The sequence below is a fragment of the Streptococcus agalactiae ATCC 13813 genome (assembly GCF_000186445.1).
Lineage (GTDB): Bacteria > Bacillota > Bacilli > Lactobacillales > Streptococcaceae > Streptococcus > Streptococcus agalactiae.
Genome location: NZ_GL636070.1, coordinates 478418 through 497631 on the forward strand (window position 1 = coordinate 478418; position 19214 = coordinate 497631).

Genomic DNA, 19214 nt, shown 5'->3' on the forward strand with positions numbered 1-19214 from the left:
AACACTTTACAAACAACAAAATGCAGCAGTGACACCGCAAGTATCAAGCCCTAAATCAGAACGTCAGTTAACAGATTCAGAAATCTATGAACGTGCTCAAAAACAAGTATTGCCAAATTATATTCAAGGTTCTCTCTCAGGTATCCTTAACCAACATTCAACTTTAAATGCTTAAATATATAAAGTAGATTAATGATTAAATAGTTAAGCTATTTAAAACAAATTGGAGCTAGTGTTACACTTTTCAAAGTGTAACACTAGTTTTTTTAGTATGCTGATGGCTCTTAGAGACCATACAGCTGATGAAAATACTAACTAAGCAGTGCAATCAGAGGACCTTCAAAGGCTGGTGCCAACATAAGGAGTAACTGAAGGTTGCAATACTATTTTTCCGAATATTACATGGCATAGTGTGATGAATAGGACTCCTCAAAATAGTATTTAGTGTTCTAAGTGTGATTAACTCATTTTAAGAAAAATTTTTTGTATTTTTAATCAAAAATCAAGCCCTATTGTTTTAAAAATGGTAGAAATTGCATTATAATAGTATTGTTGAAGATTATGTATAGAGAGGACTTTAATAATGACATTACCAATCTTTCTAGAGTTGGTAGAAATGAAAGCCAAAACAGCTAGTGTTTTACCATTTTTGATTGGTTTGTGTTTTAGTGCTTATTACTACAATTCAGTACACCCTGTATATGTCGGTTTATTCTTCGTTGCTATGTTTTTATTCAATATGTTCGTTGACATTTGGAATAATTACAATGATTATCGGAATGCTGTGGATTTGGATTATAAGAATGACACTAACATTATTGGTCGTGAGAACCTATCCCTACGCCAAATAGAAGTTATTATGGCAAGTTTAGTCATTACTTCTAGTATGATTGGTTTAGTTTTAGTTTCCCAAGTCGGTCTGCCTCTTTTATGGATGGGACTTTTTTGTTTTGGAATTGGTGTTTTATATTCCTTTGGTCCGAGACCTTTATCTAGTCTGCCCTTAGGAGAAGTATTTTCTGGCTTGACAATGGGATTTATGATTAGTTTAATTTGTGTATATCTAAACACTTATCAAAACTTTTCGTGGGATATCCTCAACTTAAGCAAAATTTTCTTGATTTCCTTGCCGAACACCTTATGGATTGCCAACCTAATGTTGGCGAATAATCTGTGCGACAAAGAAGAAGATGAAAAAAATCATCGCTATACCCTTGTACATTATACAGGGATAAGAGGTGGACTCTTGCTGTTTGCTATTTCTAATAGTATAGCTTTATTGGCAATTGTTTTTGAATTTCTTTTTGGACTTGCGCCTGTTACAGTACTCTTGAGTTTGTTATTAATACCATTTATTTATAAGCAGACAAAACTATTGTGGCAAAAACAGGTTAAGAGAGAAACATTTGTTTGTGCGGTACGTATTCTAGCACTGGGATCTGCAACCCAAGTCTTAACGTATCTAATTGGAATCATTTTTTAGAGGAGTTTTATCATGAAAGAAATCCTAGTTTTAGGTGCTGGTTATGCCGGTTTGAAAGCAGTTCGTAATTTACAAAAACAATCAGGTGATTTTCATATTACCCTTGTTGACATGAATGATTATCACTACGAAGCTACAGAATTACATGAAGTAGCTGCAGGCTCTCAGCCAAAAGAAAAAATTACATTCCCAATTAAGGATGTTATCAACACTAATAAGGTTAACTTCATGCAAGATGAGGTGCTTAGAGTCGATGCTGAAAATAAAACAGTAACAGTTAAAAATAACGGTGAACTCCATTATGATTATGTCGTAGTTGCCTTAGGCTTTGTATCTGAAACTTTTGGCATCAAGGGTGCTATGGAGAATGCTTTGCAGATGACCAATATTTCGCAAGCAGAAAACATCCATAATCACATTGTTAATACAATGAAGTTGTATCGTGAGACAAAAGATGAAAATCTTCTCAAACTCTTAGTATGTGGTGCTGGTTTTACAGGCATTGAGTTAGCCGGAGCTATGGTTGATGAGCGACCAAAATATGCTGCTTTAGCGGGTGTAAAACCTGAACAAATTGAAATTATTTGTGTAGAGGCAGCAACTCGCATCCTACCAATGTTTGATGATGAATTAGCGCAATATGGTGTCAACTTAATTAAGGATTTAGGTATTAATTTGATGCTTGGAAGTATGATTAAGGAAATCAAACCGGGTGAAGTTGTTTATGGTACTAGTAAAGAGGATGAAGAACTCAAATCTATTACCGCAGGTACTATCATTTGGACAACAGGTGTTAGTGGAAGTCCGGTTATGGGAGAATCAGGATTTGATCAACGTCGTGGACGTGTAATGGTCAACAGTGATTTGCGTGATCCAAAATACGATAATGTTTATGTTATCGGTGATGTGTCTGCATTTATGGACACTGAGTCTGGTCGCCCATTCCCAACAACAGCTCAAATTGCAACTCGTATGGGAGCTCATGTTGCTAAAAACCTTTTACATCAAATCAAAGGTGAAGCCACAGAAGACTTTTCGTATAGTCCGCAAGGCACAGTTGCTTCAGTAGGAAATACGCATGGACTTGGTGTTGTTGGAAAAACTAAAATTAAAAAATACCCTGCATCGGTTATGAAGAAGATTATCATGAACAAATCACTTGTTGATATGGGTGGACTTAAAGAACTTCTAGCTAAGGGACGTTTTGATTTATATCATTAAGATATTAAAGTAAGTTATTTACCAATTGTTACGAAGCTAGGAAACTAGCTCTTGCAGATATTTCTATAAAAGAAATGATTAAAACAAAATAAGAGGTTTTGTATGACAATTGAAACTTTAGCTCGTTTTCAATTTGCGATGACTACAGTTTTCCACTTTTTCTTTGTACCATTTACAATTGGTACATGCCTAGTGGTTGCTATTATGGAGACAATGTATGTTATCACAAAAAATGAAGAGTATAAAAAATTGACAAAATTTTGGGGTAATATCATGCTCCTTAGTTTTGCAGTTGGTGTTGTGACAGGTATCATTCAAGAGTTCCAATTTGGAATGAACTGGTCAGACTATTCACGTTTCGTAGGTGATATTTTTGGAGCTCCATTGGCTATTGAAGCTTTATTAGCTTTCTTTATGGAATCTACTTTCCTTGGTTTATGGATGTTTACATGGGATAACAAGAAAATTAGTAAAAAATTACATGTGATATTCATTTGGCTAGTGGTTTTTGGCTCATTAATGTCAGCGATGTGGATTCTTACTGCTAATAGCTTCATGCAACATCCTGTTGGTTATGAAGTTGTAAACGGTAGAGCGCAAATGACTGATTTTCTTGCACTTATAAAAAATCCACAGTTCTTCTATGAATTTACCCATGTTATTTTTGGTGCCATTACGATGGGTGGTACAGTGGTTGCTGGTATGTCAGCCTTCCGCCTCTTAAAATCAGAACAGCTGAAAGATACAACGGTTGAACTTTATAAGAAATCAGTTCGTATTGGTTTAGTAGTAGCACTTCTTGGTTCAATTTCAGTTATGGGAGTTGGGGATTTACAAATGAAAGCCTTGATTCACGATCAACCAATGAAATTTGCTGCTATGGAAGGTGATTATGAAGATTCGGGTGATCCTGCAGCTTGGAGTGTAGTTGCTTGGGCAAATGAAGCAGAACACAAACAAGTTTTTGGGATCAAGATTCCCTATATGTTGAGTATTTTATCTTACGGAAAACCATCTGGTTCTGTGAAAGGTATGGATACAGCTAATAAAGAATTGGTTGCTAAGTATGGTAAAGATAACTACTACCCAATGGTTAACCTACTTTTCTATGGTTTCCGTACAATGGCGGCGATGGGAACAGCTATTATGGGTGTTTCTGTTTTAGGACTCTTTTTAACTCGTAAGAAAAAACCAATTCTTTATAAACACAAATGGATGCTTTGGATTGTTGCTTTAACAACTTTTGCACCATTCTTAGCCAATACATTTGGTTGGATTGTGACAGAACAAGGACGATACCCTTGGACTGTCTATGGTCTTTTCAAGATTAAGGACTCTGTCTCTCCAAACGTTTCAGTTGCATCATTATTTGTTTCCAATACTGTGTACTTCTTGTTGTTTGGTGGTTTAGCGGTGATGATGATAAGCCTAACAATAAGAGAATTGAAGAAAGGGCCAGAGTATGAAGATGAACACGGACATCATGGTGCCTATACTTCAATTGATCCCTTTGAGAAAGGAGCATACTAAATGAGTGCTTTACAATTCTTTTGGTTTTTCCTAATCGGCCTCCTATTTTCAGGATTCTTCTTCCTTGAAGGATTCGACTTTGGGGTTGGGATGGCTGTTCAAACTTTAACACATAATGAGCATGAAAAAGATCAAGTAGTAGAAACCATTGGCCCAGTTTGGGATGGTAATGAAGTTTGGCTTCTTACCGGTGGTGGAGCAATGTTTGCTTCTTTTCCATACTGGTATGCTTCACTATTTAGTGGTTACTATTTGATTCTCCTTACGATTCTCTTTGGATTAATTATTCGTGGTGTTTCCTTCGAATTTAGACATAAAGTTCCTGCAGAGAAAAAGCAGTTTTGGAACTGGACCTTAACAATTGGTTCTGCTATTGTTCCATTCTTCTTTGGGATTATGTTTATAAGTTTGATTCAAGGTATGCCACTTGATGCTAGTGGTAACTTATCAGCTCAATTCAGTGATTACTTTAATATATTCTCGTTGGTGGGTGGAGTTGCAATGGTATTGCTAGCCTATCTTCATGGTTTAAACTACATTGCATTGAAGACAGAAGGGCCAATTAGAGAGCGTGCCCGTAATTATGCTCAGTTGCTTTATTGGGTACTCTATCTTGGTTTAGCCTTGTTTGCAGTTCTCTTGTATTTCAAGACAGATTTCTTTAGCAATCATCCGATAGTTACGACAATTATGGTTTTGGTTATTGTTGTATTAGCTGTATTAGCGCATGCTTCAACTTTTAAAGGAGCAGAGATGACAGCATTTTTAGCGAGTGGTCTCAGTCTTGTTTCAGTGGTTGTTCTGTTGTTCCAAGGTCTATTCCCACGAGTTATGATTTCATCAATTAGCCCTAAATATGATTTGCTGATTCAAAATGCGTCCTCAACGCCATATACTTTAAAAGTAATATCGATTGTCGCAATTACTCTAGTTCCCTTTGTTCTAGCTTATACAGCATGGGCATATTATATCTTTAGAAAACGTATTACCTTGCCAGTGATTGTGACAGGAGAAAAATAATGCTAGATAAAGCGGTTATGCGCTTGTCAGGTATTCATAAGTTGTTAGGATTGCTTGCGGGACTTGATGTTCTTCAAGCAATCTTTATTATCGGACAAGCTTATTATTTGAGTCTTTCTATAACTGGTTTGTGGGAAGGACAAAAACTTTCTTCTCAAACGGTTTATATTTTGTTATTTATGGTCTCATATTTAGGCCGTCATGTTATTGATTACATCAAAAATAGAAAACTTGATGACTTTTCAACAGCACAATCTAGTCTTTTGAGACGTCAATTATTAGATAAGTTATTTGATCTAGGTCCTAAAGTCGTTCAAGAACAAGGAACTGGTAATGTTGTTACAATGGCACTAGATGGTGTTTCTTTAGTTGAAAATTATTTACGTTTAGTCTTGAATAAGATGATTAATATGTCTATTATTCCATGGATTATTCTAGCTTATATTTTCTATTTAGATATTGAATCAGGTGCAATTTTACTTATCGTTTTTCCTTTAATTATCATCTTTATGATTATTTTAGGCTATGCGGCTCAAGCTAAAGCAGATAAACAATATGAATCCTATCAAGTACTTTCTAATCATTTTTTAGATTCATTACGAGGCATTGATACTCTCAAATATTTTGGTCTTAGTAAACGTTATGGTAAAAGCATTTATCAAACTAGTGAATCTTTTCGTAAAGCAACAATGAGTACTTTGAAAATTGGTATTTTATCAACGTTTGCTTTAGACTTTTTTACAACTTTATCCATTGCTATCGTTGCTGTTTTTCTAGGTTTACGATTATTAAATGAGCAGATTTACCTTTTACCGGCTTTAACAATTTTGATTTTATCCCCTGAATACTTTTTACCCGTAAGAGATTTTTCTAGTGATTATCATGCAACGTTAGACGGGAAAAATGCATTTCAAGCGATTCAAAAAGTTCTAAACAAAACTGGTATTAAAGGTGAGCAATTAGTCATAGATGATTGGTCTAAAGAGAGTCATTTGGATTTAGAAAACATTGCTATTGCGTACAACCAAAAACGTGTTGTTGAGGATGTAACCTTACGATTTAGAGGGCATCAAAAGGTTGCTTTAGTAGGAGTTAGTGGTTCAGGTAAGTCTAGCTTAATTAACCTTCTGAGTGGTTTTTTAGAGCCTGATAATGGTTCTTTAAAAGTGGATGGTAGAGAAGTGACTAACCTTGATCAAGAAGATTGGCATAAACAGATGATCTATATTCCTCAAACTCCTTATGTTTTTGAAATGTCATTACGTGATAATATTACCTTCTATACTCCCAATGCTAGTGACGAAGAGGTGATAAGAGCGATTCATATGGTAGGTTTAGATAGCTTGCTAAGCGAGTTACCTGACGGTTTAGAAACGCGTATTGGTAATGGAGCGCGTCCGCTTAGTGGAGGACAAGCCCAGCGTATAGCTCTGGCTCGTGCTTTTCTTGATCAAAATCGTCGTATTATGGTTTTTGATGAACCAACTGCTCATTTAGATATTGAAACAGAGTTAGAATTAAAAGAGAAAATGTTGCCACTGATGTCAGATCGTTTAGTTATCTTTGCAACTCATCGTCTTCACTGGTTGAACCAAATGGATGTTATAGTCGTTATGGAGAAGGGGAGAGTTGCAGAAGTAGGCACTTATCAGGAATTATTAGCTAAAAAAGGATATCTCTATCAACTGAAGCATGCTATGGGAGGAAATAATGTTTAAAATCCCTTTGTTTAAAGAATTAAAGACAGATCAATGGGTAAAACCATTTTTCAAACAATATAAAGTTTCCTTAGTAATTGCTCTTTTCCTTGGTTTTATGACTTTTTTTTCTGCCAGTGCTCTTATGTTTAATTCGGGCTATCTGATTAGTAAGTCAGCTTCACTACCGAGTAATATTCTTCTAGTATATGTTCCAATTGTACTAACACGTGCTTTTGGTATTGGACGCCCTGTTTTTCGTTATATAGAACGCCTAACGAGTCACAATTGGGTATTACGAATGACTTCACAACTGCGCTTGAAGCTTTACCATTCCTTAGAAAGCAATGCTATCTTTATGAAGCGTGATTTTCGTTTAGGAGATGTTATGGGGCTTTTAGCGGAGGATATTAATTATTTGCAAAATTTGTATCTTAGGACAATATTTCCAACGATTATAGCGTGGTTATTATATAGCTTTATTATTATTGCAACAGGCTTCTTTTCTCTAGGGTTCGCTTTAATGATGTTGCTTTATTTAGCTATTATGATTTTTGTTTTTCCACTTTGGTCGATTTTAGCTAATGGTGCTCGTCAGACTCGTGAAAAAGAATTAAAAAATCATCTTTATACTGATTTGACAGATAATGTCTTAGGTATTTCAGACTGGATTTTTAGTCAACGTGGTCAAGAGTACGTCGCCTTGCATGAGCGTTCGGAAAGTGAACTCATGGCTGTTCAGAAAAAAATTCGTTCCTTTGATAATCGTAGAGCTCTTATTGTGGAATTAGTTTTTGGCTTTCTAGCTATTTTGGTTATTATTTGGGCTAGTAATCAGTTTATTGGTCACAGAGGTGGCGAAGCTAACTGGATTGCAGCATTTGTTCTAACAGTATTTCCCTTGTCAGAGGCATTTGCTGGTTTGTCTGCTGCTGCTCAAGAAACAAATAAATATTCTGATTCAATTCATCGTCTTAATGAATTATCAGAAACGTATTTTGAAACAACTCAAAATCAATTGCCTAATAAGCCATACGATTTTTCCGTCAAGAATTTAAGTTTCCAGTATAAACCACAAGAGAAATGGGTTTTGCATCATTTAGATTTGGATATTAAAGAAGGAGAAAAAATTGCTATTTTAGGGCGTAGTGGTTCTGGCAAGAGTACCTTAGCTAGTCTACTTCGTGGCGACTTGAAAGCAAGTCAAGGGGAGATTACCCTAGGCGGTGCTGATGTTTCAATAGTTGGTGATTGCATTTCTAACTATATTGGAGTAATACAACAAGCGCCCTACCTTTTTAATACAACCCTGCTAAATAACATTCGCATTGGAAACCAAGATGCTAGTGAAGAAGATGTATGGAAAGTTCTTGAACGAGTTGGATTGAAAGAGATGGTCACTGATTTATCAGATGGTCTCTATACAATGGTTGATGAAGCTGGACTTAGGTTTTCAGGTGGCGAAAGGCATAGAATTGCTTTGGCTAGAATCTTACTAAAAGATGTCCCAATTGTTGTCTTAGATGAGCCAACTGTTGGACTTGATCCTATTACTGAACAAGCCTTACTAAGGGTATTTATGAAAGAATTGGAAGGTAAGACCTTAGTTTGGATTACACATCACTTAAAAGGTATTGAACATGCTGATCGTATCTTATTTATAGAAAATGGGCAATTAGAGTTGGAAGGTTCTCCTCAAGAATTGTATCAAAGTAGCCAACGTTACCGTCAGCTGAAAGCCGCTGATGATGGTGATCTATGATAATTGATAGGTGCGATAAATAAATGATAATAAAAAACATTCCCTAACTGCTTTTCTAGCAATGTGGAATGTTTTTTTATTATTTAGATTTTGCGTTTTAAAAGGTAATTAGTTAATTGTAGCAACTGTTTTTTTGGAGAGCTTTGGGGTAGCTTATTTATGTCACTAATAGCTTTTTCAGTAAATTTACGAGCTAGATGGCGAGCTTTGTCAACACCTCTATGGGAAACGACGAGATAAGCAATTTTTTCCATGTCTTCAGTAGTCATATCTGTTTTTTTATCTAAAATAGGTTTGAAAATATCAGGATTTTCTTCAATGGCAAGAAGTAGAGGAAGACCGTAAACGCCTTGTGCTAAATCCTCTAAGACAGGCTTGTTAAATGTTTTTTTATCTGCAGTATAATCCAGGATATCATCCAAAATTTGGAATGTCATACCAATGTTAAAGCCGATATGGCCTGCTAGACGAACAACCTCCTTCTCTGCACCACCAAAGTAAGCTCCTTCTTTGCTAGCTAATTTAAAGAGTTCGGCTGTCTTACCTGAAATCGCACGTAAATAGTGATGGATACCTTGTTGTTGATTGTAACGAAGGTGCATCTGGTCCAATTCTCCCATGAGAATTTTACGCATAGATTTTGCATTAATCCTCATAAATGGTGTATCAGCCATAGATTCTAAAATAAGATCGAAAAAGACTGTGAAAAGTAAATCCCCAGTATAAACTGCGATGTCTTTGCCAAACTTGCTTTGAATGGTCATATTTCCACGTCTTAGTGGTGAGTCATCAATGACATCATCATGGATTAATGTAGCAACGTGAAGGATTTCTAAAGAAGCAGCGATTTTCTTTAGTTGCTGAGTATCTTGATTCTCCTTATTACCAAGTTGAGAAAAAAGGTAAAAGAATGCTGGTCTGAGCTGTTTTCCTCCCGCAGCTGTGAGTTGGCTTAGCGCCGCTTCAATATCTTTATTTCTGACCTGTATTCTTTCTTGAATTAGTTGATTGGTTTCATCAATATTTTTTTTAGTTCAGGATAGTTATTCCAATAAGATGACATTAATCAGTCTCCCTCGCGTTGCTTTGTCACTCCATTCTACCTTATTTATTGAAATATTGCTAGGGTATCGTTTAGAGCTTCAAGTTGAGTTTGGAGGAGACTCTTCCAATTATTTATAGCTATTAAATTGAGTGCAAAGTCAAAGTCCTTTAAATTAACCTGAATATAGAATTTTCGATTTAAATGAGCAATCATAAGGATGGAAGTATCAGTAGTATTGCCAAAATACCAGAAATGATTCGAACTTCCAGAACCTTGTAAATCATCAACAATAGTTGCAACAACCTGTGGAATGTTTTTATTATCATGGTCAAAAACTGCTCCGAAGTTACTCTCTTGTAATAAATTGATCTGGTACCAAAAGTGTTGAGAATCATCAAACCGTTCTTTAGTGAGAAGTTTCATAAGTTAATTTCCTTGATTAGTTGGGATAGTTAAATAAGATTGACTCAAATCTACTGTTATAGAGTAACTAGCATTATCTCGAATGGTATGTTCAAAATCAGTTGTATAAAGGATAATCCTTAGATTATCACCTTTACTCAATTGATATATACTTGGTTGGAGGCTAAACTCGATATCAAACCATTGTTCTGGCTCGATAGCCTCAATTGTAAGTAAGTCTGTACGATTTTGAAGGTTCAAGACACCTTTACTGATGACACGATAATGATCTTTAGTAAACGGGAGTTCACGTAAAGCTTCTCTGGCAAAATTTTTACCATTATCAAGGCTGTTTAAGAATTTGATGGTTGGTGTATCTTTGAATCGTTTTTTAGGACCATAGTCTAAGATTTGGGCTGATAAAATGGCCTTTTTGTCACTAGTTTTAACACGTAGATGGAGTTTGCACTGTCCATTCAGGAGATAATTTTTCTTTAGAGGAAGATTAATAGTGATTTGATTGGTTTTATTATTTCCCTTGAAAAGATCATTTTTGAACACATTGAAGTCTTTACAATAAGTATCAAAGGCTTCTTTGTCATAATGGTTATCAATAAGTTTTTTACTATCACCTAAGCCAATTTGCTCTTGATGGTTTCCTCCGAAAGCATCTAAAACTTGCCAAGTTTGCTCAGTAGTATTATCTTGCCAAATGACCTCTTCTAATTGGAAATGATTGTCAATGCCAAGTAGTTCTTGGCTTAGTAAGGCATTCATGCTTTCACGAAAATCAATCGACTGCCAATTATGCATATACACATGTTGACCTTGATGTAAAAAAAGGTGTTTTTTGATGGTTTGAGGAAATGCATTGAAAACTTTGTAGACATGTCTTGGCTTAACATTCCAATCCTGTAGTCCATGAGTGTAAACTACTCGACTTTTGACATTATTGACGTGAGTTAGGTAATTACGGTCATGCCAGTATTGGTTGTAATCCCCACTTTGACGGTCAATTGCTTTTGATTGTTCATTTAACAATGCTTGATAGCAATCGTTGTTTTTGATGTAATCACCAGCTAAGAGGTTTCGTGAGTATGTTAATTCTGTTAAAACGTCTAAATCTTCACCGGGGTAGCCGCCTGGACTACACACAAGCCCATTTTCTCGATAATAATCATACCATGTGGAGATTGCGGCTTCAGCGATAATGACTTTCAACCCCTCAACGCCAGTTGTTGCTAAACCAGTTGACATGGTACCGAGATAAGATTTACCTGTGGTTGCTACAAGGCCATTTGACCAATCAGCCTTGACTTGTTTATCTCGTTTATGACTTGTGAATGCAGTAACCTTACCATTTAACCAATCAATGACTGCTTTAAAGCTTTGTATTTGTTGGTAATCCCCACTGGTCATGAAACCCGTAGAGCCAGCAGTACCCACACCTGAAACGTATATATTAGCAAAACCACGAGAAAGAAAATAGTCATTGAGACTATAACTGTCAATGTGTGTGAAGCTTTCAGTTGCAGGGCTGATGGGTAATTTTGAAGGATATTTTACTTCTTCTTTAAATGGTTTTGTATCAACTTGTATGTGTTTAGGTTGTTTAACTGCTAGCGCACCCTCCATTTGGTATGTTTTTTGGTCTGCGGCAGGATCATTGATACCTTGATGATAGGGGCTAGCTGTCATCATCGTAGGGATAGTATGCTCGGTAGTGGGTCTGATAATGTTAACTTTTACTAAATCATGTTCACCACTAGACATAGTATCTAAGGATGTTTCAACATAGACAACTTCGCGAATCAATTGGTTAGTATTGAAAGTGGCCAGAGACTTCCCATTGAAAAAATGGTAGTGATTATCTGCATGAAGTAAACCATCAGCAACTAATTGGTCGATTAATGTATTGCCAGATTTTCCACGACAGGTGAGTAAGTGATGTAGACTTTGAAAAATATTGTCATATGAGACTGGGAAGTTAATATCTTGTAAGAATGCTTTAGGGTCTTTAAAGTCTACAAAGGGGATAAAGCCTAATAACTGTAAATAAATCCATTGTAAATTTTCTAGTGTTAAGTCACTATTTGATTTAAAAAAGGTTAGAGCATCGGTTTTTGCATCAACGATAAGGAGACTAAGAGCGTAATCAGTATCAGTTTGATTTAAAAAAGAATGTCTGAGAAAAGCTTCCAAATTAGCTTTATCAGAATTCTTTTTGTTTAATGGAAAACCTAGCTCTTTTAGCTCTTCAAAAGCTTCGTTAGGTTTAGTTGGAATGTAGCTGAATTGATTATAACGCATAATATATCCTTTCTATTGTTATATTAAAATACAATATGATCTTTTAATTTCTCAATATTTGTAATAATGATATGTTGTTTTTCAATACGAATAATATGATCGTCTTTTAGTTGTTTCAAAATGCGGCTCACGCTACTTCCTGTGGATATACCGCAAAATTTGCCAAGTTCTTCGTTCGTGATAACAAAATTAATATAGATATCACCGTTATCTCGTTCTTCGCCAAACATCTTACTGAGGTCATATAATTGTGTGGAGATAGCACCAATTCGACCATTAGTGAGCATGCACTGCATTTTTTTCATAGATTTTTCAAGGCGGTTATGATAGAAATCTTTCACATATCCTTGCAGTTCAATATCATTATTGATATCTTTTAGGAAGGTAGAGCGACGTACTTTGTAAAAGTGGGCAGTTTCGGATTCGATTCGAACATTGTAAGGTTCTCCCATGTGTTGGGAGTAGTCTGTATTTAGGATAGAAGTGATTTCTAAGCCTGTCACATAACGCAGATTGAACTCAGTACCATATTTAGAGAGAACACTTTGTTTAACAATACCATCTTTTAGGATATAAGTATAGTCTTCTTCTAAACTTTCAAATGTAAGGTATTTATGGTAGTCTTTTTCGATAATTGGAAGATTATGACTATTAATGTAATTTTGTAAAATTTGATGATTCATGACTTCCTCCAAATGTTTTAGGTTTGATAGACCACCTTAACATTTGTTAATGCAGTCTGATACTAGCACTTATATTATACCATTGAAATATCGTATCTTCTAATATTTTTGTAAAATGTTTATGAAAATGAAATTGAAAAAAGGAGCCATTTGCATTGGAAGACAAATTATTCAACAAACATTTTATAGGCATTACTATTTTAAACTTTATTGTTTATATGGTCTATTATTTGTTTACCGTTATCATAGCTTTTATTGCGACTAAAGAGTTAGGTGTTAGCACTAGTCAAGCAGGATTAGCAACGGGGATTTATATTGTAGGGACTTTGATTGCTCGTCTTATATTTGGCAAGCAATTAGAAGTTCTAGGACGTAAGTTAGTTTTACGTGGAGGGGCTATTTTTTACTTACTAACAACTTTAGCTTATTTTTATATGCCAAGTATCGGAGTAATGTATTTAGTTCGTTTCCTAAATGGTTTTGGTTATGGCGTCGTGTCAACAGCAACTAATACTATTGTAACAGCCTATATACCAGCTGATAAAAGAGGTGAAGGGATTAACTTTTACGGTCTATCAACAAGTTTAGCCGCAGCTATTGGTCCTTTTGTAGGAACATTTATGCTAGACAACCTTCATATTAACTTTAAAATGGTTATTGTATTATGTAGTATTTTAATTGCGATTGTAGTGTTGGGAGCATTTGTTTTCCCAGTCAAAAATATTACTTTAAATCCAGAACAGTTAGCTAAATCAAAATCATGGACTATTGATAGTTTCATTGAGAAAAAAGCAATTTTTATTACAATTATTGCATTTTTGATGGGTATCTCCTATGCTTCCGTGTTAGGTTTCCAAAAATTATATACAACAGAAATTAATTTGATGACAGTAGGAGCTTATTTCTTTATTGTTTATGCACTTGTCATCACTTTAACCAGACCATCTATGGGAAGATTAATGGACGCTAAGGGAGATAAGTGGGTGCTTTATCCAAGTTATCTGTTCTTAACTTTGGGACTTGCTTTATTAGGGAGTGCTATGGGAAGTGTTACCTACCTTCTATCAGGTGCTTTGATTGGTTTTGGTTATGGCACCTTTATGTCTTGTGGCCAAGCAGCATCAATCAAAGGTGTTGAGGAACATCGTTTCAATACAGCAATGTCAACTTACATGATAGGTCTTGATTTAGGGTTAGGTGCTGGACCTTACATTTTGGGACTTGTTAAAGATGGTTTTCTTGGAGCTGGTGTGCAATCCTTTAGAGAATTATTCTGGATAGCAGCGATTATTCCTGTTGTTTGTGGTATTCTATATTTCTTAAAATCATCTCGACAAGTTGAAACTAAAACTATATAAAAGGGAGGAATTAAGCTATGACACAAAAATATGAGCGTATTCTTATTGCTATCGATGGGTCTTACGAGTCAGAATTGGCGGTAGAAAAAGGGATAAATGTTGCTCTTCGTAATGATGCTGAATTACTGCTAACGCATGTTATAGATGCCCATGCTTACCAAAGTGAGGGAGTCTTTAGTGATTATGTTTTTGATAGGCAAGAACAAGAGTCAGCAGATGTGCTAGCCTATTTTGAGAAATTAGCACATTCAAAAGGCCTTACAAAGATCAAAAAAATTACTGAAATCGGAAATCCTAAGACACTTTTGGCAAAGGATATCCCCATAAGGGAAAAAGCAGATTTAATTATGGTAGGCGCAACAGGATTAAACACTTTTGAAAGACTATTGATCGGCTCAACTTCAGAATACATTTTACGTCATTCGAAAGTTGATATGCTAGTCGTTCGTGATAGTAAGAAAACCTTATAAACTAAATAAAATAGAGTACTAGGTAGTCCGAACCTAGTACTCTATTTTTTTATCAAATATATTTGGTTAAAAATTTTATTAATTTTATTTTGTGATAAGCTTTACAATATTAAGCTTACTTGGTAGAATGGTTAATGTTGTAAATATTTTTTTGGGAGGAAACAAGGATTGATCGAAATCACTTGGACTGTGAAGTATATCACAGAATTTATCGCAACCGCTTTTCTTATCATCTTAGGAAATGGGGCTGTAGCTAACGTTGACTTAAAAGGCACAAAAGGAAATAATTCAGGTTGGATTATTATTGCAATTGGTTATGGTTTAGGTGTTATGATGCCAGCGCTTATGTTTGGTAATGTCTCTGGAAACCATATTAACCCAGCTTTCACACTTGGATTGGCATTTTCAGGTCTTTTCCCTTGGGCACACGTTGGACAATACATTCTTGCACAAATTTTGGGAGCAATGTTTGGACAGTTAGTTGTCGTTATGGTTTATCAACCTTACTTTGTTAAGACAGAAAATCCAAATCATGTTCTTGGATCATTTTCAACTATTTCTGCATTAGATGATGGACAGAAATCAAGTCGTAAAGCGGCTTACATTAATGGTTTCTTAAATGAATTCGTTGGTTCTTTTGTTCTTTTCTTTGGAGCTTTGGCTTTAACGAAGAACTATTTTGGTGTAGAACTTGTTGGTAAACTTGTTCAAGCTGGTTATGACCAAACGACAGCAGCAACAAGGATTTCACCATACGTAACTGGTTCACTTGCTGTAGCTCACTTAGGTATTGGTTTCTTGGTAATGACTCTAGTTGCTTCTTTAGGTGGACCGACTGGACCTGCATTGAACCCTGCGCGTGACCTTGGTCCACGTATTGTTCACCGCTTATTACCAAAACAAATTCTTGGACAAGCTAAAGAAGATTCAAAATGGTGGTATGCATGGGTGCCAGTTTTAGCACCAATCGTAGCAAGTATACTCGCTGTAGCCTTGTTCAAACTATTATATCTTTAATAGTTAAAGAAAGATCGGTTTGCCGGTCTTTTTTGTTTTAAATATAAAAATCAGCCAGTCTTGCTAGCTGATTTTGTTTAATGATGACTTTTGGGCATAGTTTTTTTAAAGGAAGAACGTATTAACATTGCTCCAGTAAATAAAACAATACCTACAACCAGTGTTTTCAAGCTGTTAAGGTCAAGGTTAGTTAAGAAGAGAACAGCGACAATAACGCCTAATATTCCCCCAGTAACCAGACCGGCAAAGCCGTTCCAATTAACACGACCACTCTTGATAAATTGTGTACTAGAAGCTGTCATTATCATAGCTGCATCTAGCATCATGACAGGCATAGCAACTGCAGGACTCAGTCCCATTAGGGAGAAGAAGATAAGTTCGGGAGCATAATTACCTAGTCCCATAGTCATTAATACACCAATAATAAAATTGAAGACGATACCAACAAATAACCAAATGCCGTGTAGACCATGTACTGAATCTGAAATACCAGCGCCAGGGTTAGTGATCATACGATAGAGCATAATAATAGCAGCTGTGATGAGCAGTGTTCCTAGAATACGTTGAACAGTAGGAGCGTGCCAATTTTTAGTCATTTTAGCTCCAACAAAAGCCCCAATAAAAGCTGCACCAGCCATTGTTATTAGTGTTAAAGCCTCTACTTTTACAACAAAAATAAAACAGAGTGACTGCAACAAAACTGGAAGTACGTGTGCAGCTGTCATTGTTGCGGGTATTTTACGATCGTCTTCAACAAGCTTAGTTAGTTTAAAAAATGTGGTCGTTGTTGCAAAAGAGCCGATACCAAGAGTATCGAGAGCATCAGTTACAAAACCGATCCACAAACCAGTGAAAAATCGTTTGAAAGGATTTATTTTTTGAGACCTAATATGTCTAACAATCTGATAAAAAGTGATAATCATGGCGATAATCAGAATAAGCTGAATCCCATGTAATAGTAGTGTTTCATTCATAATATCCAGTCTACAAAAAAATAGTGAAACTGTCAATTTGACTTTATGGTATTGAGAGCACAAAGATTCTTGCTAAATTATCTAAAATTATCTAAAATAGACTAGACTGAACAAGGAGGAATTTATGACGTTATTTCATTCATTGACATTTAAACACCCAGTATTACGTGTTAATAATAGAGACTTGAATATTGCATTTTATCAGGAGTCTCTTGGATTTAAATTGATAAGTGAAGAAAATGCAATCGCAGTTTTCTCAGCATGGCAGAACAAAGAGGCTAGCTTTATTATTGAGGAATCCCCAACTTATCGTACTCGTGCGGTGAATGGTACTAAGAAGTTAGCAAAGATTATTGTTAAGTCTCAAGATGCAAAAGATATTGAAAAGCTTTTGGCAAATGGTGCGCAAGCCACTCAAGTATATCAAGGTCAAAATGGTTATGCCTATGAAACAGTTTCGCCCGAGGGAGATCCTTTCTTACTTCATGCTGAAGATGATTTGTCACAATTAGTAGCAATTGAGCGCCCAGAGTTAGAAAAAAATGATGACACTACAAGTCTATCAAACTTTGTTTTCCAATCTATTAGTTTGAATGTACCTGATGCCGTGAAAGCTGAAGCTTTTTACGATAAAGTATTTGCTGGGAAGTTCCCAATTAATTTATCTTTCAAAGAAGCACAGGGACAAGATTTGCAAATTGCTCCAAATGAAACTTGGGATATTGAGATACTAGAATGCTGTGTTAATGAAGATACTAATTTAAATGACTTGAAATCAACTTTTGAATCATTGGGACTTGATGTTTACCTTGATTCTAAAGAAAAGATTTTAGTCATCTCTGATACTAGTAATATTGAGATTTGGATTTCAAAAGAATGATTAAAACTAATACCGTTTTAGAACTCATTAAAGAGCAAATCAAAGATAATCTTTATCATGGTGCAAGCTTAGCTATTTATGAAAATGGAGAGTGGCACGAACATTACTTGGGGACAATTGATGGCAATGAGAAAGTTAAAGCGGGATTGGTCTATGATCTAGCCAGTGTATCAAAAGTTGTCGGCGTGGGAACTTTACTAGCAAAGTTAGTTTATCACGGGACTATTGATATTGATAAGCCATTAAGGTATTATTACCCTACGTTTGATCATCAGACGTTAACTGTAAGGCAACTAGCTACACATAGCAGTGGGATTGATCCTTTTATTCCAAATCGTGATCAGTTGAATGCTACTCAGCTGAAAGATGCCATTAATCATATCAAGGTTTTGGAAGATAAATCTTTTAAATACACTGATATTAATTTTCTTTTACTTGGTTTTATGTTAGAAGAGGTATTAGGGGATAGTTTGGATAAACTTTTCAAACGTTATATTTTTACTCCTTTTCAGATGAAAGAAACCTCTTTTGGTCCTAGAGTAGAAGCTGTTCCAACTGTAGCCGGTATTAACGATGGTATTGTACACGATCCTAAAGCTAAGGTATTAGGAAAGCATACTGGTTCTGCAGGTTTATTTTCAACTATTGATGATTTACAAAGATTTTCTATTCATTATTTAAAAGATGATTTTGCGAAGCCTTTGTGGAATAATTATAGTTTGAGTAAATCAAGATCATTAGCTTGGGATATAGATAAGGATTGGATAAACCATACTGGTTATACTGGTCCTTTTATTGCACTAAATTATCAAAAGCAGGCAGCAGCTATTTTTTTGACAAACAGAACCTTTTCCTATGATGACCGTCCACTTTGGATTAAGAAACGACGACATATACAAGAGGCGATAACATCGTGCTTTGAATAAAAAACTTCTCCTAGAAAATTCTAGGAGAAGTTTTTTATAAAAGTTGGATAACATTTATGGGAGTTACTTCCAATACTTTACGCAGAAAAGGATATTTTTCTTTAACAATTTCAAAATCGCTTCCGCCTTCTAATAGCTTAGCAGTTCCTTCAATTCTAAAGCCTGTACCTTGATAACCATCACTACCCTCGACTTCACGGCTGCCCAGAGTCATAATAATTTTAGAATTATTATTGAGATCATTTTCAAGATGAGTCATTCCTGCTGCAGGAGCTAATATACGCTGGTCATCTGTAATAGTCAGGTAACTATTCCAAGTGTTTGTAACGTGAGGAGCTAATTCGGTCCAGCTTGTTATCGAAACGACACCCTCATATTTTAGAACTTGAAGAAATTTGTGATTTAACATTAGGCCCCTCCTTGAGGTTATATAAAG

General features: G+C 35.5%; 16 protein-coding genes and 1 pseudogene. 11 read left to right on the forward strand and 6 right to left on the reverse strand.

The window, feature by feature from the left end; translation table 11 throughout:
- The first annotated feature begins 583 nt into the window (after nt 1-583).
- The 6 genes from HMPREF9171_RS110690 (at nt 584) to cydC (ending at nt 8713) form a co-directional block, all read left to right on the forward strand.
- On the forward strand, nt 584-1483 hold the full coding sequence (locus tag HMPREF9171_RS110690) for a prenyltransferase (protein WP_000174552.1): 900 nt from the start codon (nt 584-586) through the stop codon (nt 1481-1483).
- 12 nt (nt 1484-1495) lie between these two features.
- Nucleotides 1496-2704, forward strand: coding sequence for an NAD(P)/FAD-dependent oxidoreductase (locus HMPREF9171_RS110685; RefSeq protein ID WP_000659003.1), 1209 nt, complete (start codon nt 1496-1498; stop codon nt 2702-2704).
- Nucleotides 2705-2806: 102 nt separating this feature from the next.
- Nucleotides 2807-4234 (forward strand): cytochrome ubiquinol oxidase subunit I, encoded by a 1428-nt coding sequence (locus HMPREF9171_RS110680; RefSeq protein ID WP_000151494.1) that lies wholly within the window; start codon nt 2807-2809, stop codon nt 4232-4234.
- Nucleotides 4235-5254: a cytochrome d ubiquinol oxidase subunit II gene (cydB, locus tag HMPREF9171_RS110675; protein ID WP_001275290.1), complete on the forward strand. Its 1020-nt coding sequence runs from the start codon at nt 4235-4237 to the stop codon at nt 5252-5254.
- Nucleotides 5254-6972: a thiol reductant ABC exporter subunit CydD gene (gene cydD, locus HMPREF9171_RS110670; RefSeq protein ID WP_000884539.1), complete on the forward strand. Its 1719-nt coding sequence runs from the start codon at nt 5254-5256 to the stop codon at nt 6970-6972. Before cydB ends, cydD begins: the two co-directional genes overlap by 1 nt.
- Nucleotides 6965-8713: a thiol reductant ABC exporter subunit CydC gene (cydC, locus tag HMPREF9171_RS110665; protein ID WP_000472831.1), complete on the forward strand. Its 1749-nt coding sequence runs from the start codon at nt 6965-6967 to the stop codon at nt 8711-8713. The genes cydD and cydC overlap by 8 nt, the downstream gene beginning before the upstream one ends.
- Before the next feature lie 83 nt (nt 8714-8796).
- Here the strand turns inward: cydC and HMPREF9171_RS01000000112930 are convergent.
- From HMPREF9171_RS01000000112930 to HMPREF9171_RS110650, 4 genes and pseudogenes are all read right to left on the reverse strand, one after another.
- A pseudogene (locus tag HMPREF9171_RS01000000112930) lies at nt 8797-9776 on the reverse strand (polyprenyl synthetase family protein).
- A gap of 45 nt (nt 9777-9821) precedes the next feature.
- Complete coding sequence (locus tag HMPREF9171_RS110660; RefSeq protein ID WP_000771943.1) at nt 9822-10181, reverse strand: hypothetical protein; 360 nt, start codon at nt 10179-10181, stop codon at nt 9822-9824.
- Between the two features lie 3 nt (nt 10182-10184).
- Nucleotides 10185-12470 (reverse strand): Xaa-Pro dipeptidyl-peptidase, encoded by a 2286-nt coding sequence (locus HMPREF9171_RS110655; protein WP_001270170.1) that lies wholly within the window; start codon nt 12468-12470, stop codon nt 10185-10187.
- A gap of 23 nt (nt 12471-12493) precedes the next feature.
- On the reverse strand, nt 12494-13153 hold the full coding sequence (locus HMPREF9171_RS110650; protein ID WP_001016379.1) for a Crp/Fnr family transcriptional regulator: 660 nt from the start codon (nt 13151-13153) through the stop codon (nt 12494-12496).
- A gap of 155 nt (nt 13154-13308) precedes the next feature.
- Here HMPREF9171_RS110650 and HMPREF9171_RS110645 point away from each other — a divergent pair, with 155 nt between their 5' ends.
- The 3 genes from HMPREF9171_RS110645 to gla all read left to right on the forward strand — a co-directional run bounded on the left by HMPREF9171_RS110645 (nt 13309) and on the right by gla (nt 15998).
- Nucleotides 13309-14511 carry an MFS transporter gene (locus HMPREF9171_RS110645; protein WP_000389617.1) on the forward strand — a complete coding sequence of 401 codons (1203 nt, stop codon included), beginning with the start codon at nt 13309-13311 and terminating at the stop codon, nt 14509-14511.
- Between the two features lie 17 nt (nt 14512-14528).
- The gene (locus HMPREF9171_RS110640; RefSeq protein ID WP_000192462.1) at nt 14529-14981 is read left to right on the forward strand and encodes a universal stress protein; all 453 of its coding nucleotides are present in this window, start codon (nt 14529-14531) and stop codon (nt 14979-14981) included.
- A 168-nt stretch (nt 14982-15149) separates the two neighbouring features.
- A complete protein-coding gene (gla, locus tag HMPREF9171_RS110635) occupies nt 15150-15998 on the forward strand; it encodes an aquaglyceroporin Gla (RefSeq protein ID WP_000570241.1) in 849 nt (282 codons plus the stop codon).
- Nucleotides 15999-16075: 77 nt separating this feature from the next.
- On the opposite strand, the gene HMPREF9171_RS110630 is transcribed toward gla, so the two are convergent.
- Entirely contained in the window at nt 16076-16972 is an 897-nt protein-coding gene (locus HMPREF9171_RS110630; protein ID WP_001006192.1) for a sulfite exporter TauE/SafE family protein, read from the reverse strand.
- 124 nt (nt 16973-17096) lie between these two features.
- Here HMPREF9171_RS110630 and HMPREF9171_RS110625 point away from each other — a divergent pair, with 124 nt between their 5' ends.
- Entirely contained in the window at nt 17097-17852 is a 756-nt protein-coding gene (locus tag HMPREF9171_RS110625) for a CppA family protein (RefSeq protein WP_000171846.1), read from the forward strand.
- A complete protein-coding gene (locus HMPREF9171_RS110620; protein ID WP_000598171.1) occupies nt 17849-18778 on the forward strand; it encodes a serine hydrolase domain-containing protein in 930 nt (309 codons plus the stop codon). Before HMPREF9171_RS110625 ends, HMPREF9171_RS110620 begins: the two co-directional genes overlap by 4 nt.
- Nucleotides 18779-18812: 34 nt before the next feature.
- Here HMPREF9171_RS110620 and HMPREF9171_RS110615 read toward each other — a convergent pair whose 3' ends face one another.
- Nucleotides 18813-19187, reverse strand: a complete 375-nt coding sequence (locus HMPREF9171_RS110615; protein WP_000931881.1) for a pyridoxamine 5'-phosphate oxidase family protein — start codon at nt 19185-19187, stop codon at nt 18813-18815.
- Between the last annotated feature and the right edge of the window lie 27 nt (nt 19188-19214).

Excerpts from the sequence above, each read along its gene's own strand:
- HMPREF9171_RS110690 (WP_000174552.1), top strand. The coding sequence starts at position 584 with ATGACATTACCAATCTTTCTAGAGTTGGTAGAAATGAAAGCCAAAACA.
- HMPREF9171_RS110685 (WP_000659003.1), top strand. The coding sequence starts at position 1,496 with ATGAAAGAAATCCTAGTTTTAGGTGCTGGTTATGCCGGTTTGAAAGCA.
- HMPREF9171_RS110680 (WP_000151494.1), top strand. The coding sequence starts at position 2,807 with ATGACAATTGAAACTTTAGCTCGTTTTCAATTTGCGATGACTACAGTT.
- cydB (WP_001275290.1), top strand. The coding sequence starts at position 4,235 with ATGAGTGCTTTACAATTCTTTTGGTTTTTCCTAATCGGCCTCCTATTT.
- cydD (WP_000884539.1), top strand. The coding sequence starts at position 5,254 with ATGCTAGATAAAGCGGTTATGCGCTTGTCAGGTATTCATAAGTTGTTA.
- cydC (WP_000472831.1), top strand. The coding sequence starts at position 6,965 with ATGTTTAAAATCCCTTTGTTTAAAGAATTAAAGACAGATCAATGGGTA.
- HMPREF9171_RS110660 (WP_000771943.1), bottom strand. The coding sequence starts at position 10,181 with ATGAAACTTCTCACTAAAGAACGGTTTGATGATTCTCAACACTTTTGG.
- HMPREF9171_RS110655 (WP_001270170.1), bottom strand. The coding sequence starts at position 12,470 with ATGCGTTATAATCAATTCAGCTACATTCCAACTAAACCTAACGAAGCT.
- HMPREF9171_RS110650 (WP_001016379.1), bottom strand. The coding sequence starts at position 13,153 with ATGAATCATCAAATTTTACAAAATTACATTAATAGTCATAATCTTCCA.
- HMPREF9171_RS110640 (WP_000192462.1), top strand. The coding sequence starts at position 14,529 with ATGACACAAAAATATGAGCGTATTCTTATTGCTATCGATGGGTCTTAC.
- HMPREF9171_RS110630 (WP_001006192.1), bottom strand. The coding sequence starts at position 16,972 with ATGAATGAAACACTACTATTACATGGGATTCAGCTTATTCTGATTATC.
- HMPREF9171_RS110625 (WP_000171846.1), top strand. The coding sequence starts at position 17,097 with ATGACGTTATTTCATTCATTGACATTTAAACACCCAGTATTACGTGTT.
- HMPREF9171_RS110620 (WP_000598171.1), top strand. The coding sequence starts at position 17,849 with ATGATTAAAACTAATACCGTTTTAGAACTCATTAAAGAGCAAATCAAA.
- HMPREF9171_RS110615 (WP_000931881.1), bottom strand. The coding sequence starts at position 19,187 with ATGTTAAATCACAAATTTCTTCAAGTTCTAAAATATGAGGGTGTCGTT.